The organism is Williamsia muralis, from assembly GCF_051487485.1.
GTDB classification, from domain to species: domain Bacteria; phylum Actinomycetota; class Actinomycetes; order Mycobacteriales; family Mycobacteriaceae; genus Williamsia; species Williamsia muralis_B.
The window spans coordinates 1-23,549 of record NZ_JAHVCV010000018.1 but is presented as its reverse complement, the minus strand read 5'-3'; the positions used below and the strand labels follow the sequence as shown (position 1 = coordinate 23,549).

At 63.6% G+C, this 23,549-nt stretch carries 26 protein-coding genes and 4 pseudogenes; 20 read left to right on the top strand and 10 right to left on the bottom strand.

Annotation, left to right across the window (positions count from 1 at the left end):
• The first annotated feature begins 265 nt into the window (after positions 1 to 265).
• Entirely contained in the window at positions 266 to 1,198 is a 933-nt protein-coding gene (locus tag KXR83_RS26425) for an alpha/beta hydrolase fold domain-containing protein (RefSeq protein ID WP_147431450.1), read from the top strand.
• 482 nt (positions 1,199 to 1,680) lie between these two features.
• Positions 1,681 to 2,385 (top strand): DUF6766 family protein, encoded by a 705-nt coding sequence (locus KXR83_RS26420; RefSeq protein WP_023957710.1) that lies wholly within the window; start codon positions 1,681 to 1,683, stop codon positions 2,383 to 2,385.
• 406 nt (positions 2,386 to 2,791) lie between these two features.
• Here KXR83_RS26420 and KXR83_RS26415 read toward each other — a convergent pair whose 3' ends face one another.
• Complete coding sequence (locus KXR83_RS26415) at positions 2,792 to 3,166, bottom strand: DUF1330 domain-containing protein (protein WP_023957712.1); 375 nt, start codon at positions 3,164 to 3,166, stop codon at positions 2,792 to 2,794.
• A 248-nt stretch (positions 3,167 to 3,414) separates the two neighbouring features.
• Here KXR83_RS26415 and KXR83_RS26410 point away from each other — a divergent pair, with 248 nt between their 5' ends.
• Complete coding sequence (locus KXR83_RS26410) at positions 3,415 to 3,864, top strand: hypothetical protein (protein WP_152538048.1); 450 nt, start codon at positions 3,415 to 3,417, stop codon at positions 3,862 to 3,864.
• 80 nt (positions 3,865 to 3,944) lie between these two features.
• Here KXR83_RS26410 and KXR83_RS26405 read toward each other — a convergent pair whose 3' ends face one another.
• A complete protein-coding gene (locus KXR83_RS26405) occupies positions 3,945 to 4,202 on the bottom strand; it encodes a DUF1622 domain-containing protein (RefSeq protein ID WP_031332157.1) in 258 nt (85 codons plus the stop codon).
• Between the two features lie 2 nt (positions 4,203 to 4,204).
• Complete coding sequence (locus KXR83_RS26400; RefSeq protein WP_235189513.1) at positions 4,205 to 4,678, bottom strand: DUF1622 domain-containing protein; 474 nt, start codon at positions 4,676 to 4,678, stop codon at positions 4,205 to 4,207.
• Positions 4,679 to 5,040: 362 nt separating this feature from the next.
• On the opposite strand from KXR83_RS26400, the gene KXR83_RS26395 reads away from it, so the two are divergent.
• From KXR83_RS26395 to KXR83_RS26365, 7 genes are all read left to right on the top strand, one after another.
• The gene (locus KXR83_RS26395) at positions 5,041 to 5,535 is read left to right on the top strand and encodes a MarR family winged helix-turn-helix transcriptional regulator (protein WP_023957720.1); all 495 of its coding nucleotides are present in this window, start codon (positions 5,041 to 5,043) and stop codon (positions 5,533 to 5,535) included.
• Between the two features lie 112 nt (positions 5,536 to 5,647).
• The gene (locus tag KXR83_RS26390; RefSeq protein ID WP_023957722.1) at positions 5,648 to 8,086 is read left to right on the top strand and encodes a molybdopterin oxidoreductase family protein; all 2,439 of its coding nucleotides are present in this window, start codon (positions 5,648 to 5,650) and stop codon (positions 8,084 to 8,086) included.
• Positions 8,083 to 8,568: a hypothetical protein gene (locus tag KXR83_RS26385; protein WP_023957724.1), complete on the top strand. Its 486-nt coding sequence runs from the start codon at positions 8,083 to 8,085 to the stop codon at positions 8,566 to 8,568. Before KXR83_RS26390 ends, KXR83_RS26385 begins: the two co-directional genes overlap by 4 nt.
• A gap of 198 nt (positions 8,569 to 8,766) precedes the next feature.
• Positions 8,767 to 9,174, top strand: coding sequence for a four-helix bundle copper-binding protein (locus tag KXR83_RS26380; protein ID WP_062800725.1), 408 nt, complete (start codon positions 8,767 to 8,769; stop codon positions 9,172 to 9,174).
• Between the two features lie 77 nt (positions 9,175 to 9,251).
• Positions 9,252 to 9,512 (top strand): YrhK family protein, encoded by a 261-nt coding sequence (locus KXR83_RS26375; RefSeq protein ID WP_307715591.1) that lies wholly within the window; start codon positions 9,252 to 9,254, stop codon positions 9,510 to 9,512.
• 269 nt (positions 9,513 to 9,781) lie between these two features.
• The gene (locus KXR83_RS26370) at positions 9,782 to 10,069 is read left to right on the top strand and encodes a hypothetical protein (RefSeq protein WP_147431448.1); all 288 of its coding nucleotides are present in this window, start codon (positions 9,782 to 9,784) and stop codon (positions 10,067 to 10,069) included.
• A 35-nt stretch (positions 10,070 to 10,104) separates the two neighbouring features.
• Positions 10,105 to 10,404 carry a hypothetical protein gene (locus KXR83_RS26365; RefSeq protein WP_031332164.1) on the top strand — a complete coding sequence of 100 codons (300 nt, stop codon included), beginning with the start codon at positions 10,105 to 10,107 and terminating at the stop codon, positions 10,402 to 10,404.
• Positions 10,405 to 10,654: 250 nt separating this feature from the next.
• On the opposite strand, the gene KXR83_RS26360 is transcribed toward KXR83_RS26365, so the two are convergent.
• Positions 10,655 to 11,011 carry an Lrp/AsnC family transcriptional regulator gene (locus tag KXR83_RS26360; protein WP_051406495.1) on the bottom strand — a complete coding sequence of 119 codons (357 nt, stop codon included), beginning with the start codon at positions 11,009 to 11,011 and terminating at the stop codon, positions 10,655 to 10,657.
• Between the two features lie 104 nt (positions 11,012 to 11,115).
• Here KXR83_RS26360 and KXR83_RS26355 point away from each other — a divergent pair, with 104 nt between their 5' ends.
• Together KXR83_RS26355 and KXR83_RS26350 are read left to right on the top strand one after the other, a co-directional pair.
• On the top strand, positions 11,116 to 11,838 hold the full coding sequence (locus KXR83_RS26355) for a PLP-dependent lyase/thiolase (protein ID WP_158599304.1): 723 nt from the start codon (positions 11,116 to 11,118) through the stop codon (positions 11,836 to 11,838).
• Positions 11,839 to 12,089: 251 nt separating this feature from the next.
• Positions 12,090 to 12,224, top strand: coding sequence for a hypothetical protein (locus KXR83_RS26350; protein ID WP_255283893.1), 135 nt, complete (start codon positions 12,090 to 12,092; stop codon positions 12,222 to 12,224).
• Between the two features lie 514 nt (positions 12,225 to 12,738).
• Here the strand turns inward: KXR83_RS26350 and KXR83_RS26345 are convergent.
• Positions 12,739 to 12,948, bottom strand: a complete 210-nt coding sequence (locus tag KXR83_RS26345; protein ID WP_023957738.1) for a hypothetical protein — start codon at positions 12,946 to 12,948, stop codon at positions 12,739 to 12,741.
• A 138-nt stretch (positions 12,949 to 13,086) separates the two neighbouring features.
• Between KXR83_RS26345 and KXR83_RS26340 the strand changes: the two genes are divergently transcribed.
• On the top strand, positions 13,087 to 13,323 hold the full coding sequence (locus KXR83_RS26340) for a three-helix bundle dimerization domain-containing protein (RefSeq protein ID WP_023957740.1): 237 nt from the start codon (positions 13,087 to 13,089) through the stop codon (positions 13,321 to 13,323).
• A 43-nt stretch (positions 13,324 to 13,366) separates the two neighbouring features.
• On the opposite strand, the gene KXR83_RS26335 is transcribed toward KXR83_RS26340, so the two are convergent.
• The 3 genes from KXR83_RS26335 to KXR83_RS26325 form a co-directional block, all read right to left on the bottom strand.
• Complete coding sequence (locus KXR83_RS26335) at positions 13,367 to 13,981, bottom strand: DUF3558 family protein (protein ID WP_023957742.1); 615 nt, start codon at positions 13,979 to 13,981, stop codon at positions 13,367 to 13,369.
• Between the two features lie 35 nt (positions 13,982 to 14,016).
• Positions 14,017 to 14,679, bottom strand: a complete 663-nt coding sequence (locus tag KXR83_RS26330; RefSeq protein ID WP_133248736.1) for a hypothetical protein — start codon at positions 14,677 to 14,679, stop codon at positions 14,017 to 14,019.
• A gap of 71 nt (positions 14,680 to 14,750) precedes the next feature.
• Complete coding sequence (locus KXR83_RS26325; protein ID WP_023957746.1) at positions 14,751 to 15,680, bottom strand: endonuclease/exonuclease/phosphatase family protein; 930 nt, start codon at positions 15,678 to 15,680, stop codon at positions 14,751 to 14,753.
• Between the two features lie 550 nt (positions 15,681 to 16,230).
• Between KXR83_RS26325 and KXR83_RS26320 the strand changes: the two are divergent.
• Both KXR83_RS26320 and KXR83_RS26315 read left to right on the top strand, forming a co-directional pair.
• Positions 16,231 to 16,510 (top strand): annotated as a pseudogene (locus KXR83_RS26320) (hypothetical protein); the annotation flags it as partial.
• A 74-nt stretch (positions 16,511 to 16,584) separates the two neighbouring features.
• Positions 16,585 to 16,954: pseudogene (locus KXR83_RS26315) on the top strand (heat-shock protein HtpX).
• 8 nt (positions 16,955 to 16,962) lie between these two features.
• Here KXR83_RS26315 and KXR83_RS26310 read toward each other — a convergent pair.
• The gene (locus KXR83_RS26310) at positions 16,963 to 17,628 is read right to left on the bottom strand and encodes a TetR/AcrR family transcriptional regulator (protein ID WP_031332175.1); all 666 of its coding nucleotides are present in this window, start codon (positions 17,626 to 17,628) and stop codon (positions 16,963 to 16,965) included.
• A 121-nt stretch (positions 17,629 to 17,749) separates the two neighbouring features.
• Here KXR83_RS26310 and KXR83_RS26305 point away from each other — a divergent pair, with 121 nt between their 5' ends.
• From KXR83_RS26305 to KXR83_RS26290, 4 genes and pseudogenes are all read left to right on the top strand, one after another.
• Positions 17,750 to 19,351, top strand: coding sequence for an MFS transporter (locus KXR83_RS26305; protein ID WP_062800729.1), 1,602 nt, complete (start codon positions 17,750 to 17,752; stop codon positions 19,349 to 19,351).
• Positions 19,348 to 19,869, top strand: a complete 522-nt coding sequence (locus tag KXR83_RS26300) for a PaaI family thioesterase (RefSeq protein WP_023959038.1) — start codon at positions 19,348 to 19,350, stop codon at positions 19,867 to 19,869. The genes KXR83_RS26305 and KXR83_RS26300 overlap by 4 nt, the downstream gene beginning before the upstream one ends.
• Positions 19,870 to 19,895: 26 nt before the next feature.
• Positions 19,896 to 21,437, top strand: a complete 1,542-nt coding sequence (locus tag KXR83_RS26295; protein WP_235189563.1) for an adenylate/guanylate cyclase domain-containing protein — start codon at positions 19,896 to 19,898, stop codon at positions 21,435 to 21,437.
• Positions 21,438 to 21,646: 209 nt separating this feature from the next.
• Positions 21,647 to 22,267, top strand: a pseudogene (locus KXR83_RS26290) (GmrSD restriction endonuclease domain-containing protein); the annotation flags it as partial.
• Between the two features lie 91 nt (positions 22,268 to 22,358).
• Here KXR83_RS26290 and KXR83_RS26285 read toward each other — a convergent pair.
• A pseudogene (locus KXR83_RS26285) lies at positions 22,359 to 22,563 on the bottom strand (hypothetical protein).
• Between the two features lie 288 nt (positions 22,564 to 22,851).
• On the opposite strand from KXR83_RS26285, the gene KXR83_RS26280 reads away from it, so the two are divergent.
• Positions 22,852 to 23,433 carry an ATP-dependent DNA ligase gene (locus KXR83_RS26280; protein ID WP_023959034.1) on the top strand — a complete coding sequence of 194 codons (582 nt, stop codon included), beginning with the start codon at positions 22,852 to 22,854 and terminating at the stop codon, positions 23,431 to 23,433.
• Positions 23,434 to 23,549: the final 116 nt, after the last annotated feature.

Here is a 23,549-nt window from a genome sequence, read left to right as displayed (position 1 = left end):
GCACCAGCTCAGCTGCCGCCGCCTCCTCGGCCGACGGTGGTGTCGATTTCTTCTTCGTCACATCATCTAGTGTCGTCATCACGGCACCCTTCCCGCTGAGCATTCACCCAGCGTGTCGGGCCAAAACACCGATTAAGAAACAGTCCCTCATTGACGAAGATACCATCGGGTCAGCAACCCTGCTCATTGTCCTTGACTCCCGCCGCAAGGGGCTGGAGCCGGTGTCGTGTGAGACAGTTCGGCGGTGTAGAGAGGTGGCCCGGTGGTGGGCTCTTTACGGAAGGGGTTGTCGATGGTGTCCTGGCAGGCTCGTGCGCAGATCGCATGGATGCGGCTGCAACGCAAGAACCGGTTTTATGCCGATCCGCAGGTGATGCGTGAACGACTTGGCCGGCACCAGGATCCGAGGCGGGCCCAACCGCCCCGATCTGTCGCTGCCGCTCTCACGGTGGACCGTACCGTCGTTGACGGGCATGACTGCTTCACCTTGAGCCCCACACACGGCCCGCGAACTACCTTGCATATCTTTCACCTCCATGGTGGCGGTTTCGTCGAGCAACCCGATACGCAACACTGGTCGTTCGCCCGGCGCATGGTCGAGCTCCTCGGGTGCCGATACACGCTGCCGATGTACCCGTTGTGCCCGGCCGCCGACCACCGCACCATCGTGCCCATGGTGGGTGATGCTTATGCCCACACCATGGCCGGCACCGACCCCGGCCACCGCGTCGTTATCGGCGATTCCGCCGGCGGTGCACTCGCCCTGGACCTGGCGATTGATCTTCGCGAGCGCCGCCTTCCCCAGCCCGCGGCGATCGCACTGTTTTCACCCTGGCTGAACCTGCCCACCGATGCCCCTGAATCCCTGCGCATCGCACCATCGGATCCCGAGCTGGGGATCGACGGCTTACGTCAAGCCGCGCGCTGGTACGCCGCGGACACGGACTTCCACGACGTGGCGGTACGTCCGGTCGACGCTGACCTGTCCGGGCTGGCTCCGCTCATCGTGTTCATCGGGACCCGCGACATCCTGCTACCCGACGCTCGGCTCCTGCAGGCCCGCGCCCGCCAGCACCGCACGCCCCTCGACCTGCACATCTATGACGGCATGTTCCACAACTGGATTCAACACGAATTACCCGAATCACACACCGCGACCGACACACTAGTCGACTTCATCACCAGCCGCGTCTTCTGACCGCTCATCACTGCGGCGGCGCTGGGCCGACTCGTTACGGGTTTGAGCGGGCTGCGCGGGTCCCCGCAACGGTGGCGCGGTGAGGTCGCTGAGCAGCACCGCCTCTTGCGGACGTTCATTCACAGTCATGGTGGATTAATGCCCGCCATATCCACTCACCAAACCGATCTCCGGTACGTCAGCTCACTCCCCTCACCGTGGTCAGCCCCTCTCCCTCAGTCAGCCCATGCCCACCCGGCAACGGCACGGGGCGCTCACCCTTCTCAGCGCCGCAGCATCTACCTCACGGCCGCTGCTGCGGCCAGGTCGGACGCCCAGAACCGGGCCACCATCATCGATGCCGGCCTCGGGCTCTGCCAGACTCTCCCCAGTCGTCGCTGGGCACGTCGCTGGGCCAGTTGAACGATGCGCCGTAACGACCCGCAATGGGCGGCCTGCCTTTGGTGCCTCGAATCAGTGTGGGCGGGGATTAGGCTTTGGCAGTGGTAACAACCAACTCGCTTGATCTCATCGGCGACCGCGTCAAGGGGCATCTCCGCAACAACGGCCTGTTCTGGGCGTGCATGGGCCTGTTCGCGGTGTTCTTCATCGGCATGGTGATCTCGGGATGGCAGGTGTACAACCACGAACAACTCGATCACGGCAGCACCGAACAGGTCAGTTTCGTCGGATATCTACGTACCGGCGACTTCATCGAGGCCACGTTTGAGAACTGGGAATCGGAGTTCTTGCAGATGGCCATGTACGTGGTGTTGACCGCCTACCTGTATCAACGCGGGTCGTCCGAGTCCAAGCCGGTCACCGAGCACGCCCACCAAGATGATGACCCCCGAGCGCGGGCAGGTGATCCCCGGGCGCCATGGCCCGTGCGCCGCGGCGGTTTTGTGCTGAAGCTGTACGAAAACTCGCTGGCGACTGCTTTTTTCGTGCTGTTTTTTGCCTCGCTGGCGTTGCACGCCTGGGGTGGTGCACGTGCCTACAGCGACGAACAGCAACAACACGGGCAGGCGCCGGTGTCGGTATGGGAGTACCTGAGCACCTCGCAGTTCTGGTTCGAATCGATGCAGAACTGGCAGAGCGAGTTCATCGCCGTCGCGGCGATTGTCTTGCTGTCAGTCTTTTTGCGTCAACGCAGATCTCCCGAATCCAAACCCGTCGCCGACCCACACCGCGACACCGGCGCGTAACCGCCGGTCGACCTGGCCACACCCACTCACCACACACATTGAGCGTTGTGAGCATTGCTGTCCGGCGTTGATGAACCTATCGATCTCGGTGGACCTTTCGGTAGCTCGCGGACGGCCCGGCCTAGGTGGCTGTACTTGAGGCGACAGTATTTGTGACCATGGTGTTGGTCAACGGCATTTGTCGTAGCCGCATCCAGATCGCCGATGTCTGCGGCACGCTCGGCTCGATACTCGCCAACGCGAGCTCATGCTCTGTGCGGTACCGGTGAATCTGGCCCTGTCTCGGTGACTGTCGAAGGAACCGATAAGTCCCTCGATCAGTCGCGTACCCGAAAGGGCGGCAGACCCAGCACATCTGGTGGTATTTCAATCGCCTCACCGGAGTCCATGGATGTCTCGCCGCCACCTAGAGGGGATCAGGCCACGGCACAGTGGCCTGCAGGACCGCTTCGGTCAACGCCGCGGTGCGCCAGGTCGTCACCTGCTGATAATCGGGGTCTGCGACCATCTCCGAGAACGCCTTCCGGGACGGGTAGCGCACGAGCAACACCGCATCCCATTGCTGGCCTGCCTCTGCCACAAGGGCGGTGGAACCGTCTCCGGCATAGAGGACCTCGCCGCCAAAGCGTGGCAGGAACGTCTCGTGCAGCGCTGCGGCGTAGCGGTCATAGAGTTCTCGGCCTCCCTCAGCGAAACGCAGAAGGTTCAGCATCACTACCGGCCCACCAGGGTCCTCAACGAGGAAACGCTTCAGGTCGGCACCACGCGGATCGACAGCCATATCCGCAGTCTGGCATATCCCCCACCCGTTACGAACGTGCCCACACTGCGAAGCAGTGCAGGCGCTGGTGCTGGTGCTGGTGCTGGTGCTGGTGAAATCGTGGCCGACCGAGCTTTCCCGAGAATCGTATGGATCTTGGTTCGCCACTGGCGCTGGCGGGTACGCGCATCGACATGATTGATCCACGTGTCGCCGGTTCCGATGCCACTGTTGACTCCACTCGATACGAACACCGTCCAGCTGGCGAGGTGAGCAGTTCGGGATCGACTCGCATCGTCGTTCGCCCACTCGGCACACCGCTGCCCTTGGGCTTCCTCGGTCTATGCGTGGCTACCTTCGCTTTCGCTGGTCTGCAATTGGGCTGGGTGCCTGCACAACAGGGCAGTGTGATCGCCTGGGCGGTACTCGGGTTGACCGTGCCCGCGCAGCTACTCGCGGCCGTGTTCGGATTTCTGGCGCGAGACTCGGTCGCCGGCACCGGGATGGGGGTGCTCGCGGGCACCTGGGCGGCGGTCACTGTGGTGACCCTGCAGTCGCCGCCGGGCGCGGACAGCGATGGCCTTGGACTGGTGCTACTGGCCTCGGCGGCAGCTTTGCTCGTGCCGGCCATCGCGGCCCTGAGCAAACCGGTCGCGGTCGACACCGATCCGGCGCCCCGGCGCATGGGTACCCCCATCGCGACCTGTACCCCACGATGAACAGGCAGCTGTCGGCCGAAGCTGGGCATCGTTGATCTATCCCGGCGATGCGGGGCGGGCCGAAGCGCACAGAAGGGTAACTACCCGACGGCCGAGAGGTCCTGGTCGGCGATTCGCCGAAGCGACCAACTCGCGGCTTTGCGTAGCACCACCACCACAGCGGTCACCATGATGGCCTGCCACGGCGCTGCAGCACTGAGCCGCAACACACCGGCGGCCAATAACAGATCGAGCAAGATCGGCAGGGCCACTGTCAACTGACGCGTCCGCACAAGTACCGCGGCGGCCAGCACTACGCCGGCAGCAGCGATGATGAGCGCGACTTGGGCGAGCACCATGCTCACGGCGAGTCGCCAGGGGACTCGATGTCCGTGCGCGCTGCGCGGTTTCTGTTCAGGACTCGTTGTTCCTCGGCGACTTCGCGAGCAAGAAAGTAGTTGAGAGCGGTACGGATTGCGGCGATGGCCGCCAGTTTGCCGATCTCTTCGTAACTCGGCGAGATCGCGGTACGCAAAATGTCACTAGCGAGCTGAAACTCCAACCCCAACGCCAAGAACCGACCCAGCGTCAGCCGTACCGGCACGAAAGCATCTGGATCGCGCCGAGGGAGCGCACGCACAAACCCGGTGACCGCGATGACCGCGCCGATGAAGATGACACCTGCACCAGCGGCCTCGACCAAGCGCACCAGCAGGTCCACCGCCGAGCGCAGCGATTCTTCGGGAAGTATCTCCAGAGCCCGGGTGCTTGTACTCCCGCTATCTGCAATGTTCGCCGGTACCGCGCCGAACGAAACGACATTCGCCGCGCTCACCGCACCTGCAGCTCGGGCGGGCATGCGACGCCAGCGGTGCGGTTTTGAGCGGCATCGACGCGGCGTGGTCTCGGTAACTCATTGTGCCTCAGCATGTTTGTCCAGATACTCCACTACGACTAGGTGCGGTCACGGCCGAAACAACTCATTGCACGAGCTACCCCGTTCGGCAGCGTTCCAATCACCACACCGCTTGCTCGCCACAAGCGGACAGGGGCTCATGAGCAACAGATAAATATTCGCAAATCAAGCTAGCCATCGCACACTCCAAGTTGTAGTGTACAACTGTTGCGCATTGCCGTATATGGATGATGCATCGCTTCTCGGCGAGCGAAGGGCTGGTTGTGGGATCGTGAGTATCGATGAGCGGCAAGAAGACAACCGGTGGGCCGGCGACTGCAGCGCCGACTGTCAACGAGATCAGCGACGCGGTGCTGACGGCGTCGCGGCTGTTGGTGTCGATAGCGGCTCGGTCGATCGCCGAGGTCGAGCAGCAGGTGACGCTGCCCCAATTTCGGGTGTTGGTGGTGCTGGAGAACCGCGGGACGGTGACGCTCAACAGCTTGGCTCAGGCGTTGTCGGTGGAAAAGTCGACGATGGGCCGGATGGTCGACCGACTGGTGACCAGTGGGCTAGTCAGCCGGACCGAATCCCCCACCTCGCGGCGCGAACGCAACATCGCTCTCACCGATCATGGCCAGAAACTGGTCAAGACAGTCAGTCGTCGACGTCACAAAGAGATCGAGCGTGTGGTGGCGCAAATGGCGCCGGATCAGCGTGTCGGATTGGTAGCCGCATTGACCGCGTTCACCGACGCCGGCGGCGAACCGGCCATCGACCAGTCGTACTGGGTCTGATCCCTCGTCTCATACACTGCCGCCACGGCGCTGCGCGGCACATCAATCAGGTCGACCAGGCGGTGTAAGCGGCCGCTGTCACCGACCCCTACCTCAACGACGAGGAGCACTGATGAAAACCGATCGCATCGAAAACCCCTGGGGGAAGCGCACCCCGTACGGCCCGGGACAAACATGGCCGACACGAGTTGATTCCTTTCTGCGCGATGGCCTTTCGCCCGAGGACATCGATCGGTGGCTGCCATCAGCATCGGTACTCCATTCCAACGGAGATGGTCTCGACATCGCCGTCAAAGATGAACAGATCGTGGGGGTACGCGGACGCGCAGACGACCGCGTCAACCACGGGCGCCTCGGACCGAAAGATCTGTTCGGCTGGCAGGCAAACAACTCACCCGACCGGTTGACCACACCATTGATCCGCCGCGACGGCGAACTGGTCGAATGCGATTGGGGCACGGCCATGAACGCCGTCGTCACCCATTCGAAAGACTTGCTTGCCGAACAAGGTCCGAGCGCGCTGGGCTTTTACACCAGTGGCCAGCTGTTCTTGGAGGAGTACTACACCCTGGGTGTGATCGCGCACGGGGCGATCGGTACCAACCATGTCGACGGCAACACCCGACTGTGCACAGCCACCGCCGCGGCAGCACTCAAAGAGTCCTTTGCCAGCGACGGTCAGCCCGGCTCCTATACCGACATAGACCACGCCGACGTCATCGCTTTGTTCGGCCACAACGTCGCCGAGACACAGACCGTGTTGTGGACGCGCATGCTCGACCGGCTCGCCGGACCGAACCCACCCAAAATCGTGTGCGTCGATCCTCGCCCCACCGAGGTCGCCCGACACGCAACAGTGCATCTCGCGCCGCTACCGGGAACCAACGTCGCCCTCATGAACGCCCTACTGCACGAGATCATCGCCCACGACTGGATCGACGAGTCGTACATTGACGAGCACACCGTCGGTTTCGAGGAACTACGTATCCGTGTCGCGGACTATCCACCCGACCGTGGCGCCGAGATCTGCGGGGTGCCCGCTGACGCTATCCGCGCGGCGGCCGAGATACTCGGATCTGCCGAACGCTTGCTGTCTACCGTGCTGCAGGGCTTTTATCAATCGCACCAGGCCACCGCTGCTGCAGTTCAGGTCAACAACATTCATTTGATCCGCGGCATGCTCGGCACACCGGGCTGCGGAGTCCTGCAGATGAACGGGCAACCCACGGCACAGAACACCCGCGAATGCGGTGCCGATGGAGACCTGGCCGGCTTCCGGAACTGGTCGAACGACAGCCACATTCGTGAACTTGCCGACCTGTGGAACATCGACATGCAACAAATACCCCACTACTCGCCGCCGACGCATGCGATGCAGATCTTCCGTTACGCCGAGCAGGGCTCGATTCGCTTGCTATGGGTCAGTGCCACCAACCCGGCGGTATCGATGCCCGAACTACGGCGGATCCGGTCCATCCTCGAACAGGACCGACTATTTCTGGTGGTGCAGGACATCTTCCTCACCGAGACAGCAGAGTTGGCCGACGTGGTGCTGCCGGCAGCGGCGTGGGGGGAAAAGACCGGGACGTTCACCAACGTAGACCGGACAGTGCACCTGTCCGAGAAGGCGGTAGAACCACCGGGACAGGCACGGCCCGACCTCGACATCTTCCTCGACTACGCCCGACGCATGGACTTCCGGGACAAAGACGGTAATCCGTTGCCGCCGTGGGATGATCCCGAGTCCGCGTTCGAGGCGTGGAAGAGGTGCAGCGCGGGACGACCCTGCGACTACAGCGCCATGAGCTACGAGATGCTTCGTCAGGCGGGCGGCGTGCAGTGGCCCTGCAACGACGAACACCCCCAGGGAACAGAACGCCTCTATGTTGATGGCGAGTTCTTCAGCGACCCCGACTATTGCGAAAGTTACGGCAAAGACCTGATCACCGGGGCACCGCTCGAGCCAACCGAATACAAGGCGCTGAACCCCTCGGCGAAAGCGATTATCAAAGCCGCCGCGTACATCCGGCCGCATGAAATGCCCAGCGAAGATTACCCTTTCGCGTTGATCACCGGACGAACCCTCTTCCATTTTCACACGCGCACCAAAACCGCGCGTGCGCCCCAACTTCAGCGCGCTGCCCCGCAGGTGTGGGTGGAGATCTCCGAACACGACGCGCTCGAGTACGACGTCACCGAAGGCGACCTGGTGGAGGTGCGTTCGCCTCGGGGAGCAATCCAAGCACAGGCGCGTATCACCGCGATCCGGCACGGGGTGCTATTCGTCCCGTTCCACTACGGCTACTGGGACACCGACGACTCCGGCGGCGACCACCACCGGGCGGCAAACGAAATGACCCTCACCGACTGGGACCCTGCCTCCAAACAACCCATCTTCAAAACAGCCGCCGCCGGGCTTCGACGAATCCAAGCATCCGACGAACCGACCGCGGCGCCGACCAACACGGCCTCGGCCCCCATCACCGACTACGTGGCGCCCACGACCGGCGGCGAACAGGCCATCGCCACCAGCCAAGGAGCGCTGTCATGAAAATCAAGATGGCGATCGTCGAACTGCACCGCTCAGAATCCAAACTCGCCAGGCAACTGCGATCAACCGCAGCCCGCCACTACGTGGAACCCGAAATACACCACGTGGCATTGGATTTGGCCGAGTGGAGCGACGACCACGTGAAACAGCTCGCCGACAGCGCCGGCCGCTACAACCTCTTCCTGCCCCGAGGAGACCGCCACAGCGCGCCGCCGATCGTTGATGCGATCCAGAAGAGGGTCAGCACAGCCTTTGGCAGCCAACCGCAGCCCGGGATCGTTTTGCTCGCCGACCTACGCCGGCTTCACCGCACCGCAGCAGGGGTGTCGTTGGACTGGGAGTTGCTCGCACAAGGCGCACAAGCAGTCCGCGACACCGACCTTATCGACCTCGCAGCGCAAAGCCACCCCCAATCACTTCGCCAAATGAGATGGGCCAACGCCATGCTCAAAACCCTCTCACCGCAGATTCTGGCCAGCTGATGGCGACCACCACGGTTCCTAGTCACAGGAATCGGCGAACCAGTTCGCACACCTGGCTCACCACAGCGGTTGTGGGTCAGTCTCGGGCTCGCCGCAGTCAGCTTCTACGCCGCTCTCGCCGTGCTGGGCACTTCTCACACCACACACGAGGTGTCCCTTCAGGAGGACCACCGGCGACCCACAGGAAGGTAAGACACCATGAACACAGCAGCAGCCATGCTCGACACCTACCCCCTCGACGTGGACACCGTCGATCGGGCCACGCTGGTGGCCTGTATCGAAGCGTGCGCCGAATGCACACAAACCTGCACCGCCTGCGCCGATGCGTGCCTGGCCGAAGACCACGTCACCGACCTCATCGCCTGCATACGGGCCAATCTCGACTGTGCCGACGTCTGCCAAGCCACCGAACGCGTGGTCACCCGCCAAACCAACCCCGATACCCAGCTCACCCGAAAAATGTTGCAGGCGTGCGCAGCCGCCTGCTCCGCGTGTGGCGACCTCTGCGCCCAGCACGCAGACATGCATGAGCACTGCACCGTCTGCGCCGACGCTTGCCGTCGCTGCGAAAACGCATGCCACTTACTGCTCGAAGCACTGGGCTAACAGCTATGACCAGCGAGCAACGAACCGGCAGCGACCACACGCAATCATCGCCTCGAGAAAACAGCAATACCCTGGCAGTGTCCTTCGGCCGCGAAGAACTCGTCATCCGCCAGCGCTGGGAAGTCATCAGTATCAGCAATGACATCGCGATCGCACTGTGGTTCATCGTCGGCAGCGTTCTGTTCTTCCACGAATCAACCACCACCATCGGAACGTGGTTTTTTCTCCTCGGCAGCATCGAACTGTTGATCCGACCCGCGATCCGCCTGGCCCGACGGATTCACCTACAACGCATCCGCCCACACAGTTCACCGCCCGATGACTCCAACGACTACTAGAGCACCGCACATGCCAGACCGATCACGTCGCCCCGCAGACGCGCGAGAGCGTCGGCCACGCAGGTACGGGCAGGATACGACTCGAAACATTGCCGGGGGGGTCATCGCCCGACACGGGTCGAGACCTCTGTACCGACATCGCGGAGAGTTCGCCGCCAGAGAAGGTGAGGGTTGCTCGCACGTGGTCATCGGCGCCCACCGCTGCGGCTCAGATTGCCGTCGTAGTGTGCGCCATGCTGTTGGTGCGGTGCGCATCCGGGGAAGGCGGTATGAGAGGACGTCTGTCGCAGGCGGCGGGCGACGGGTCGGTCGCGGTCAGCTCGGCCGCCTATGGACTTCGGATGTGGCATAACGATCGGGCCACCGGCAACCAGAGCACAGTTCTGTTCGGTGACATGAAGGACCAGATTGTCCAGGCGTATACCTCGTTCAGTGAACTCGACATCGACGATGCCGCCGATGCCCGCGCCAGCGAGCACCTGCTGCAGTTGCTGACCCAGCGAAAATACAAATCCATCGCTCGCACATACAGGGCGCGCAGAAACTTTCCCCAATGACCATCAACACAGCACAAATGAAAGGCTGCACTCCCATGTCTCAGAGCAACGACGATCCCGCCGCCCCCAACCAGAAATTCACTAGTGAAGGACCGCCTGAGAGCCTTCCCATCGGCACCGCAGTCGACATCGACAACGACGGACCCGGCGTCATCATCGAAGACTTCGGACCGCTCCCCGACCACGCCGTCGCTGACCTGGGCAACGGAGAACAAATACGACCCCGCCGCTACGCCGTCGTCCGAGACGATGACGGCACAGTGACCTTCGCCAACGAGAAACAACTCCACACCGCCACCACCGACAATTCAAAAGGTGACCCAGACCCCCAATGAATCGACCGACGTTCACGCCGACGAGGTAACAACGCGTCCTCACCAGCGCACCAACCGTCAGTACACGCCAACAGCCTGCAACGCGCAGAGTGGCTACCACTCTGCGCCAGCTAACATAATCTATCTTATCGGCGTCATCGGTTGCGGCTCAACATATTTCGTCACCAGTGACGAAACTGGGCGGCAGTTACGTACGTACCGAGTAGCTGCGGACCACCGCTCACAACAACTACGGCCGCACCGGTCTAGCTTAGTAGTGCGGCGGGCAGGTGACGCCGGTTTTTACGGCGTCGAGGATGAACATGGTGTCGAAGCGACGGATGTTGGGGTCGTTTTTGAACAGATGGTTGTTGAGGTCTCGTAGGTCGCGGATTGATCGCGCGCAGACGAGGACGGCGTAGTCCCACCGCCCAGAGAATGCGTACAACTGTTGTACCGATGAGTGTTTGCCGAGGCGCTGCGCTAGCCGTCGGTGATGGGCGGTGGACTCCTCGACGAGAGTGAGCACCACCAGCGCCTGGGTCACCGCCGATATTCGCTGTGGGTCGATGACTGCGACGGTGCGCAGCAGCCCCGAGGACTTGTATCGCTGGATGCGTCGCTGCACCGCACTCGGCGATAAGCCGACCGTCTAAATGGCCACGCAATGATATTGCGTTGCGCCGCGAACTTTGCAAGCGCATGTCGCACCAAGTTTCCTACTGTCCACGTATGGAACGAACTCATCGCACTGACCCTGACTGGCCTGTGCTGGATCCGATAGTGGCGCATGTCGATGCAGCGCGAACTGTCATTCCCGCAGTGTTTCTCGATAGTCCGCAGTACGAAGACGAGCTACTCAACGCGGCGCTGGGGACCCGTGTGACAGTGAAGGTGGAGACAGCGAACCCGCTACTCAGCTTCAAGGGGCGAGCGGTGAGTTACGCACTCCGGAAGGTTACGGCCGGTGAGCGTGTGGTGTGTGCGTCGTCAGGGAATTTCGGACAAGCCGTTGCGTTCGTCGGCCGCGCCCGGGGAGCGCGGGTCCGGGTGTACGCGCCGACACCGCTCAACCCGGTCAAACGCGAAAGGATACTCGCCTTCGGCGCCCACGTCGTGGAAGTCACCGGCGGCGGCGAACAAGCACGGCACGCCGCGGCAGCTGCCGAGGACGCGTTGCTCCTCGTGGACGGAGTCGACACGGCCCTGGCCGAAGGGGCAGCAACGATCGCCCAAGAGCTCACAGCCGCCGCCTCTTTCGACACCATCGTGGCACCCGTGGGCGATGGCAGCCTGATCAGTGGGCTTGCGTGTGGACCCGCACCCATGCACCTGCAACACGCATCATCGGGGTCGTTCCGCCTCGGCGCCGGCCATGCACCATTGCCACGATCATCACCGGCGCAAACCCCAACCCCCACACACTCCCCACCCAGACCTGCAGCGCAGACCTGAAGGAAGGACGAACCCCTTGGCGGTTCAGTCGGCGCGAAGGTGAATGGACTGTGAACCGTGCCTGGATTCGGCGGAGTCGCTCGGGAAACTAGGGGGCCAACAATGGCCAGGCCCCCTGGGGAAACGGGACGTATGCCGCCGCGGCACAGGAATATACGTGCGGACATGCTTGGCACCTGGGCGGGCGCGTTGGGTGTGGATCGGTCACACTAGTGTGTGGCGCGTATCGGCCTGGCCGGTGCGCTCCTCTCGTGTGCAGTCGACCGTCGTCTGCAGACATCGACACGAAAGGCATCACCATGACCTCGACGTTCGAACTCGCGTTGCTCGACATCTTCCAGTTCCTGATCGACAACTCCGAAGCTCTCACCGGCCTCGTCGGCTAGCAGCAGTTCCATCCCCGCGGCCTCTACGTCCACCGCCGTCAGAGACCGTGCACGGATAGCGTGATGCCCCGAGTCCCCTACGACGCAGAGCATCACTCACTGAACACAACGCCCCCGCAATTCACGAAAGGCTTAACCCTATGTCGACGTATTCAGCACTAGACGCCGCTATCGACACCTTCCTCAACACCACCCCGTGGGCCATGGACGTCCTGCGGTTCGTCCTCGCCGGCCTGCCCTGACGCTGACACCCAGCGAGTTCGGGTCGAGCCGAGCCCGTCCGGAGCCATGGTGGGCGCTCGGCCCACACTGGGAACGATCGCCGTTCATGAGAAGGCTCGTGGGAACCCGGTCTTGGAGCGCTTTGATCTGCCGGTGCACGTCGTAGAGTTCTTGGCGTTTGGCGTGCTGCACCGACGCAGGCAATGGGACCCGGCCGGATAGTTCGGCCTCGAGATGATCGACCCAGCGGTCGAGTTCGCCGGCCAAGTAGCGTGCCTGGGCTTCGCTCGAACTAACCGGCCGCGGCGACTTCAGCCCGCACATCTGCGGGCAGCCCAGTAGCACCATCTGTGACAAGCACGAGTAGCCGCTGAAAATACGCTGCTTCGGTCAGTCCGAACTCCACAAAAATGTCTTCGCCAGAACCGCCCCCGTACCGATACCACTGCATGGCAAAGGTCATCAGCCGACCACGATCATCTGGCTCGGACACTGATGTCATACTTCAATCATCCACCGGCAACTGCGTTCTGGTGACGCTGCCATTCAAAGCGAACAACACGCAAACAGCATGTGAACGTTTAGCAAACGGCAGTAGCGCGGTGGCAACTACTTCGCATCGGCCATTAGATTGGCTCCCATGATCTCGAACGAAGAAGAGCAATTGCTGATCGATCAGATCATCGACCGCCTCGTCACCCGACACCCGGAGACCGCTGAGCAGGCGGTCACCGACGTGGTCCACACTGCGTATCACCGATACGACGGAACGCCCATCCGCGACTTCATTCCGCTGCTCGTCGAGCGTCGCGCCCATGAACAGATCGCCGGCTCGTCCTACCTCGCTCCCCCGGAACTGAGCTCTACCGCCCCCTGAGGTTCGCACGGAGAACTTCTTCCCCCGCGACTGCAGATGTGGCTCAGTGGACGCGCTCAGCGAGAACAGTGGCGATATCAACTGCAGTAGCGCAGTTCTCATCCACAACGCCAGCATTTTTGAGCGCGTACTCGAACTGGATGGTCCCACCCGATGGCACCGACACCCACAGCTGGCACGTTTGAGTGCCACTGAGGTTGCGGTCATCTTCGACGAACGCCGGCCGCCCGGCGACGGTCAGGGTGCGGAAGTTCGGTTCATCGCGGTAGGCGGCCTCGAGGTCCTGGTATTGCCGTCTGATGTCGGGCAGGAAGTACATCACCGCCGTGGTGGGTGCGGTGGGGAGGCTCTGCCACCGACAGAACTCGGAGCCGTCCCCGACCACACCCGGACTGACCATCTCGAAACGGGCCAGGTCGGCCTCGTCGAACACTGCGCACTGATGGTTCACCAGATCCGCCAACGTCCATGGCGGAGACGACGGCGGAGGGGTGTCAGATCCCCGAATCGTCACTGGCGTCGACGGCTGCGTCCGCGAGGAACCATCGTCGTCACCGAGATCGCACGCTGACACCACAAACCCCACCAGCAACACCACCGCTATCGCACGACTGAACCCATTGCACCGCAACAGAACATCCCCCTTTCGTGCCCACATCACTCAGTTTTCGTCCGGCACCTCACGGCTAGTTTCTACCTGGTCGGCTGCGGCGGCGGCGGCGGATGGTAGTCGCCAGGCGTCGGTAGCGGAAAGGTCAAAGTCGGAGAGCTCACTGGCGGCGGTTCGATGATCGTTGCTTCCGGGTTCGCGCGCATCGCCTCAGTCAATACCGTGATCGGCGGTGAATCCACGTCGCGCGCATCCTGTTCGCTGACAGGCACGTCGCCGACGACCGGGATGACGGTAAACCACCCCTTCGATTCCAAGATGCGGGTAGCGAACAAGTACCACTGACCGGGCACCAGGGGTACGTCGCCGCCCAGGGACATGTACACCCCGGCCACTGTTCCCCCTTGCTGATTGACCAACGCGGTGCCTGGGACCGTTCCTTTCACCACTACGCCGACAGTGACGTCGTACTGCGTTTCCGAACCAGCGCTTAGAGCCTCGGTGCCAGAGAGTGCGGCAACCTGCCCGGTGAAGATGTGGGTAGCCATAGCGACCAGGTTGCGGGGGTCGGTCGTGTCGGCGACCGGGTCATAGGGCATGACCAGAGTGGAAGTTGCTGAATCGAGGGTGGCAACACCGCCGGGCCGCTGCGAATCACCCTCGCTGTCACCACATCCCGCCAACATCGCGACGGACACCGCGGCCGCGCACGCCATCCGATGCGGCGACCGTCCACGTACGTTCACCACAACCCACCCTTGCTGCCGATACGATGCCCCGCCGACAGTCTGCGCCCCGGCGACCGCGTATGCCCGTTCTATGACGCGATCGCCATGACCGGTCGGTGGTCAGACCCAGGGGAATTACGACGTTCAGCAGGGTTGTCGGTGACCGACGGGGTGACGCCGGCATGGTCGGTTGTCACCGCACCGTCAGCGATCTGATCAACGAGTGCATGGCTGACCAGGATGTGGTCGATCAGTTCACGGCGGCCGCGGTAAATACGGGAGAACCGTTGATCCTCGGGGATGTGGGCGGCGAGGTTCCACAACCGTTGACGATCGCCACTGTCAGGTTGGGTGTACCCACCGGTGCCGATCTCAGATCCGGGCGGCCCAGCCATCAGCTGGGTAGTCGCAGCATCGACGGTGTCATTGAGATCGCCCAACACCACCAACGGTGCGTCACCATCGGCGGCGAGGATCGTTGTGGCGGCCGCGCGGACCGTCGCCGCCTCCGCGGCCCGCCGGAACAACGCGTACGTCGCGAACCGGGCCCGCTCATCCTCATCACGAGGACTGAACCGCCCACCAGGAAAGGTCAACAATTTCGATTTGAGGTGACAGGTCAGCACATGCACACCGTCGACCACAGCGTGCAACGCCGGCCGGCCCATCGCCGTCTCCCCCACCGCAGTGTCATCCACCTGAACCGGACGCAACCCGTCGAGGAACGGACCCACCTGGTACACCTGCGACAACGGGGTCCGGGCTGCTATCGCCACACGGATGCCACGCCCGTCGGGTTCAGCGGTCTCTACATACCACCGACCCCCTACTCTCCCCAACACGTTCTCGAGCGCTCCCAGAGCCCCGATCTCCTGCAGGGCAAGCACATCCGGGTCCATCTCAGAGATAGTCGCAGCCAACGCATCAGCCTTCGCCGCGAACTCAGCCGCAGTGTCCGGACCCGAATCAGCATCGGGTGTAAACAGGTTTTCCACATTCCACGTCGCGATCGACACCATAAATCCCACCCTCCCAGAACACCAACGGCCCAGTCATGGACCACGGTGACATCCAAAATGCAAGTCCGTAAACACCTGCCATCGAGGACACCCCTACATTGCGTAGATCGCGAACGTGCACCCCTACGTCATCGCCCTCACCAAGGTTCCGCCGCCGACCCCACAAATAGCCAGCTCAGCCTGACGTGATCTATATTATCGGCGAGACCTATTGTGCTGCAATGTCTTTAGTCACCGGCGACGAGTGTAGATCGCAAACCGGTAAGCTCGGACCACCTCATCCATTCAGTGCAGATGCATGGCGAGCAGGTTGGTCCGAACAGACGTTGGGAGTCAGACGAGTTGGAGCCGACTACCGCCGCTGAAAAGAAGCTGTTCCTAGCCGCCAGTATGGGGCGTCTGTGCGATCTTCGAACCGCCGCCGAACGTCACTCTCGGATTGGGTACCGACCGTGGAAGATGCTGAAGTGTGGGGCGATTCCCGTATGGTTCGCAGCGCCTTCTTGCATCGTCTACGGCGGCCATTCGGTTAGTCTCGTCGGCGGATGGATCGGTGGCGAGTCTGGATCTGGGCGCCGATTACCCGAACCCGCTGACCGATGATGTGTTGGCCGCCGCCGATGTGGTGGTCTCGATGGACTGCGGCGATGCCTGCGCGATCTATCCCGGCAAGCGCTACCTCGACCGGACGCTCGACGATCCGCAGGGGTCAAACTCTCGAGACGGTCCGCTCCATCCGCGACGACCTGGACACCAGGGTCCAAAATTTGTTGCGCGAGTTGACCACTCCCGTTCCTGCCTGTCCCCCATCTGCTTCCTGTCCCTCCTGACGAAGGGATCTCACTTCACGTCCATCACCCCCAGCGAGTTGTTCGTCTGCGTGCACAACGCCGGACGCTCGCAGATGGCCGCCGGTTTCCTCTCGCGCCTCGCCAGGCGATGCGATGAAGGTCCGCTCCGCCGCAAGCGTCCCCACCGACAGCTCAAATCCGCTGCCGTCGAGGCGATGGCCGAGGTGGGCATCGACACACGGCGCAAACACCGAAAATCCTCACCACCGATGCCGTGCAAGCCTCAAATGTGGTAATCCTCGTGGGCTGCGGTGACAGCTGCCCCATCTCCCCCGGGCAAGAGCTACCGGGACTGGGTCCTTGACGACCCGGCCGGGCCAGGGCGTGGAAGCGATTCGCCCGATCCGCGACGAGATTAAAACCCGCGTCGAGGCGCTGATCGCCGAATTGACGTCCCAGCCCGCCGCCTCGGGCGGGTGCTGAATCAGAGATCAGTCCGGGGTCACTGTCAGCGCGCGTTGCGCGGAACGTGCAGCGAGAAAGTCGTCAACGAGTTGCTGGCGTTCAGCCGGGCCGATCGGCGGGAGTGCGGTGAGTCGGGTGAAGACGATGGGTCCGACGAGTTGGGTCAGGGCGAGATTGGTGTCGAAGCGACCGAGCTCCTGCTGGGCTTTTGGGCTGCCCAGGATCCGGTCGAACGGTTCGCGGTATTGGTTGACCACCCGTGCGCGAAGGGAACTGACCGGGTTCCGGTCTTCTTCGGGATGCAGAGTCGCCCCGGCCGTGCCGGGTTCGGCGGACCCGAGGGCGAGCCACCCGAGCATCGTCAGTTGGGCGGGGGCTTCCTCGATGAGCTTGGCCTGACGGTCCAGCAGTTCGATCAACTGTTCACGCATCGTTCCGGACACCGGCGGCGCGGTGACCGGGGGCAGCAGACGCTCGAAGGCCGCGGCCAGGAGCTGGGTGCTGTCGGTGAAATGCCGGTAGAGGGTAGTCCGCGCGACCTTGGACGCCTTGGTGACCGCGTCGATCGTGACGGCCTCGACACCGCCGGTCGAGAGCAGGGACGTCGCCGCGTCGAGCAGTCGTGCGCGTGAGCGTGCCTTCCGGGGATCCACGAGCCGGTCCTCGTCGTCGTCGGTGTTCTGGTTGATCATCTCTTCGCCCACCTCGTAATTGTGCCCTCGGATCAGTCGCAGGCACTATCCCCGCACCCCGCATTGTGCTACTCATAGTAGTGGAACGCTACCAACTGTAGCGTTAACTGGAGGTGGCTGCATGACCGCCGATGATCGAGTGCTGCTGTCGCGGGCGCAGAAATGGACGTTGGTGGTCTCGTGCCTGTCGGTGGCCCTGGTGGTCGCCTCGATGGCGGCCCTGTACACCGCGCTTCCGAACATTGCGGTGGCCACCGGGGCGACGCAAACCCAGCTCACCTGGGTGGTCGACGGGTACACGCTGGTGTTGGCGTGTCTGGTGTTGCCCGCCGGGGCCCTGGGTGACCGCTACGGCCGGCGGGCGGTGCTGATCGTGGGGTTGGCATTGTTTTCGCTGGCCTCGGCGGTGCCACTGTTGGTATCGACACCGTGGTGGTTGATCGCGGCGCGGGCAGCGGCCGGGGTGGGGGCGGCGTTCATGATGCCGTCTACGCTGTCGATCCTGACTGCGGGATTCCCCGAGCAGCAGCGGGGGCGTGCGGTCGGGATCTGGGCGGGGGTCGCCGGGTCCGGGGGTCTGCTGGGGATTCTCGGGTCGGGGCTGCTGCTCGACTACTGGTCGTGGCAGTCGATTTTCGTCGGCCTGACCGCGGTGGGGGTGTTTCTGCTGTTGTGTGCCTTCACCATTCCCGAATCCCGCCAGGAAAATCCGCCGCTGATGGATGTGATCGGATCGGTCGCGGTGGTGTTCGCGGTCGCACTAGTGGTGCTCGCCATCATCGAAGCCCCAATACGCGGCTGGTCGGATCCCGTGGTGGTCGCCGGGTTCGGGCTGGGGGTGGTGGCCACAGTGGTGTTCGTGGTGTGGGAGTTGCGGGCGGATCATCCGCTGCTCGATGTGCGGTTCTTCGCCCGTCGGGGCTTCGGGAGCGGATCGTTCTCTATCACCATTCAGTTCCTGGTGACGTTCGGTGTCTTCCTGGTCCTCGTCCAATACCTGCAGTTGATCTTTGGATACAGCCCGTTGGGTTCAGCGCTGGCCTTGGCGCCGATGATGGTGCCGTTGGTGCTCTTGTCGGCGATCGCACCGTGGATGACGACCCGGCTGGGGTTGCGGTTGATGACGGTGACCGGTCTGCTCGCCATCGCCGCGGGGTTCTACTTCATCAGCCGGCTGGGTTTGGACTCCACCTACGTCGACGTGATGTGGCCGACGCTGATCATGAGCTCGGGTCTGGGCCTGACCGCGGCGCCGGCGACGGCGGCTATCGTCGCGGACACCGCCGTCGAAAAGCACGGGGTCGCCGCGGCGGTCAACGACGCCACCCGCGAGATCGGCGCGGCGATCGGCATCGCGGTCGCCGGCAGTGTCCTGGCCGCCGGGTACAGCCACAACATCGCCCCGGCGATCGCCCGGCTCCCACCGGAGGCGCGGGGCCCGGTCGCCGACTCACTCGCCGGTGCCCTCGAGGTCGCCGATCGGGCGGGACCGGCCGGCCAGCAACTCGCCGACTTCGCCAAGTCCGCGTTCCTGCACGGTGTCGAGCAGTCCGCGATCGTCCTCGCACTCATCGCGGCGGCGGGTGCCGCGATCCTGCTGGTCTGGGCGCCCGGCCGCGCTTCCCCGGACGCAGGCGCATCGAGGAGCCCGACTGAACCGGCCCAGCGCAGTCGATCCCACGCCCGCCCGCTAGCCAGCACCGTCGAGAAGGAACGCCCGTGACCCAGCTACCGCTGCCGCCGCACTCGCCGACCTGCATGGGGTGCGGGCCAGACAATCCCGCCGGCCTGCAACTGGTGGTGTTCCGCTCCGGCGACGAGGTCTACACCGATGTGACGTTCGACGAACGCCACATCGGTGCGCCCGGCCTCGCGCACGGCGGGGCAGTGGCCGCCGCCTGCGACGACCTGTTCGGCTTCGGCCTCTGGATCGCCCGCACCCCGGCAGTGACCCGGAGCCTCACCGTCGACTACCTCGCCCCCGTCCCGCTGCACCGACCCCTGCGCATCAGCGCCCACGTCCGGGAGATCGACGGCCGCAAACTGCACCTCAAGGCGACCGCCACCGCCGATGACGGCACCGCATTGTTCACCGCCCACGCGGTGTTCATCGCCGTGTCGATCGAGCACTTCACCCAACATGGCGCCCCCGGCGCCGTCCAGGACCTACTCGACCGCCTCACCTCCGCGCTCGACCACGACGGGCCGGACAGACCGTCACCGCACCCGCCGGACCGCTGACACGACCGAAAGAAGATGCATCGGTAATGCAGCACACCAGTGCCCGTCCTCACCCCGGGCGCCCACACCCACCAGAAGCCCACAATGCGGCCCGGCCAGTTCCGGTGCTGTTACGCACGAAGTGGGGTCTACCACTGCTGACCGTGGGCTCGAGCGTGGGCGGGGCCGTCGTCGTCGCGCTGCTGATCGTTCTGGGCGGCGCACCGCACCGCTCCGGTGCCCAGCTCGGAACGCTTCTGCAGATCCTGGCGGTCTACGTGGTCGTGGCTCTGCTCGCCGCAGTTCGCGGCGTTCTCGCCCTGCGTCGACGCAGCCTCGGGTGGCTGGACACCTCCTCTGCGCCCACACCCGACCACGCCCGCCACACCCTACGATTGCCCACCGAGTCCACCGTCCTCATCGGATCTCTGTGGGCCGGGGGCATCCTCGCGATGTCCGGCTCGGCCTTCGCGCTCCTGCCCGTCTGGGAGGCCCTCGGCGGAACCCTCCTCATGACATTGGGCGCACTTGCCACCGTCGGATACAACTACCTCTTCGTCGAACGTGCACTCCGTCCAGTGATGGCCACGATCCTGGCCGTCGACACCCCACACGCGCCACCACGAACGTCAGTCATCTCCCGGCTGATCCTGACCTGGGCGCTGACCTCCGCGCTGCCATTGGCCGCGGCCATCGCGCTCCTGCACTATCCAGATGCGGCACCGCCCGACCGCATCCGCGCCGCGACCTACCTCGCCGCCCTCGGACTCGTATCCGGAGCCCTCGCGGAAACACTGCTGGCCCGCGCCGTCGCACAACCGATCCACCAGATGCGCGGTGCACTCCGCCGCATCGGGCAAGGCCGGCTCGACGTGCGCGTGCCCGTCGACGACAGCAGCGAAATCGGGGTACTGCAATCCACCGTGAACGACATGGTCCGCGGACTCCAGGAGCAGGACCGATTGCGCGACCTGTTCGGACGGCACGTCGGAAGAGACGTCGCGCAACGCGCACTCGACCGAGGAGCCGACCTCACCGGCGAAATCCGGGAGATAACAGCACTGTTCGTCGACGTAACCAACTCGACGGCACTCGCCCACCAGATCTCACCGCAGGAATTCGTCGACAAGCTCAACCGCCTCCTCGCAGAAGTGATCGCGGCAACCGAGAGCCACCACGGGCTGGTCAACAAATTCGAGGGAGACGCCGCACTCTGCATCTTCGGGGCGCCCGTCGCCCGAGCCGATGCCGCTGACTCCGCACTCCACGCCGCACGGCAGATCCGCGACCGCGTCCTGGCTCACGCGGAACTCGACATCGGGATCGGACTAGCCACCGGCCCCGTCTTCGCCGGAAACCTCGGCACCGACCAGCGCCTGGAATACACCGTCATAGGCGACGCGGTAAACGAAGCTTCACGCCTCACCGAACTCGCCAAACACACGCCGGGACGGATCCTCGCCAGCGACGCCGTCATCAGAGCCGCCAGCGAACCCGAACGCCAATACTGGACACCACACGGCGACTGCTCCCTCAAAGGACGAACCCTGCCGACACAAACCTGGGAAAGCATCCCACCAGGGAACTGACCGCAATCACCCGCAACCTGCATCGAGACCGACAGCGCATAGAAATCTTGGTCGGGAAGTCGAAGCAAACCTTGGCCGGGTTTCCCGTCACCACGGTCGCCAAGCACAGCGCGACGCCTTCAGCACCCGAACCTACGACGGTTCGATTTCCCCGGTATATGACTATGACGATGGGGACGATCAAGCCGGATTGAGCCCCACTGAGCACAGGGTCCAACTCGTCGAGCGCAGTGCAAATCGACCACGTAGTCGCGTTGTCGGATGCCTGGCAGAAGGGCGCCCAGCAGCTCTCCCCCACTCAGCGTGCCGATTTCGCGAACGACCCCGCAACCTGCAGGCCACCGACGGCCCAATCAACCAGCTAAAGGGCGACGGGGATGCGGCGACCTGGCTGCCGCCGAGTGGTGCCTACCGCTGCACCTACGTCTCCCGCCAGGTCGAGGTCAAAGCCACCTACCGGTTGTGGGTCGCCCAAGCTGAAAAAAGACGCCATCACCAGTCCTCGCTGGCTGTGGGGCCACCTCGGCGACTATCAATGTCGGCCGCGGCCAAGCAGCGAATGCTCCTCGCCCGCCAACCTCGACCCCGCTGCCCTCCCCACACCTGACCCTGTCGCGCCGGCAAAGGGTAGCCCCGGAGGACCCTGCTGATCCTCCGTACCAGGGCAATCTGCCCGCCGAGACGCTGCCACCGACCGTGCAGGCACCGTCGGTGTCGTCGCGATCTGCGCCGCAGTCCGGGCGGCTGGGGCTGCCCCGATCTATGCCGGCCAACCCGGGTACAGCAGCAAACTCGATCGCGACGGTGTCGGCGTGGCCTGCGAGACCTGACCCTCACCGACAGGCCCACACCGTGCCGGTCACTGACAGACGGAAAGCCGCGACTCTGCTAGAGGGTCACGGCTTCCGTTGTCTAAGTTGGCTAGTCGGCGAGTTCGGCGACTGCGTGGGCCCACAGGAAGTACTTGTTGGTGCCCAGATCGCGCACAGTCTTGATGTTGAACGCGTCCTTAAGGTGCTGGGCATCGCCCGGGCTCACACCCTGGAGCGCCAACGGGGGCGTCAGCGAGCTCACTGATCGGCTTCTCTTCGTATGCCTTGTCGAACTTGTCGGCAATTCCACCCATTGAAAATGACCTCATGTGCTCGGCTCGGTGTACCGGGTTCGGCACACCGCCACCATCGTAGGAGCGTTCAACGACCAGATCGCCGTCATCAACCCCTGATTCACACCCCTATGGCGTCGTGCCCAGCAGTGATTCGAGGGCAAGGCACCCGGCGTGTTTCGGGTGTCGCGCCAGCACCTGTACGTGTCGTTCCACACTTCCCCGCCGGCAACATCGTGGCGGACTGCAGCACGTGTGACGTGACTGCCGCGTGGGCATCCTGAACGGGCGCCGCCTGTCCCGGATCCGATGCTTGCCACCTTGGGCGAAGCCCCGTCTGGGGAGGGATGGGCGTTTGAATTCAAGCGGGATGGGGCTCGTGCCCTGGTCGAAACTGATTCTGCGAGAACCTATATGTGGAGTAGGCACCGCAATAACTTCTCTTCCCACTTCTCCGAGATCGTTGCTGGTGTGCCCGCGGCGTTGGGCGGCCGGCAGGCGATTCTCGACGGTGAGATCGTCGTACTCGATGCGGCCAGGCGGCCCTCGTTCAGCCGGTTGCAGCGACGGCTGCGGATTCCCAAACCCAGCCCACAGGTGCTTCGGGCGGTCCCGGCGGCGTTCTACCCTTTCGACATGCTGGCCCTAGACGGCCGGGACACCACTGCTCTGCCCTATGTCGAGCGCCGCGCCCTTCTCGACGGGCTGGCGCTGTCGGGCACGTCGGTGCAAGCCCCTCCGTACTGGACTGATGTTGACGGTCAGGTGATGCTCGACATCGCCCGCGAGCATGGCCTGGAAGGCATTGTCGCCAAACGCCTTACCTTGACCTACCACGTTGGTCGTCGCTCCCCTGCGTGGAGAGTTAACTGCACCAAACAGCCGATGTGAGCTAGGGTCCGACTGAATCCCGGGGGGCGGAATGGACGCAGGAGCGGCAAACAAGCGGTACGCACTGGCGGACGGTGCCGTCGACTTGCCACGGATCGGTTCAGTGATTGCATCTC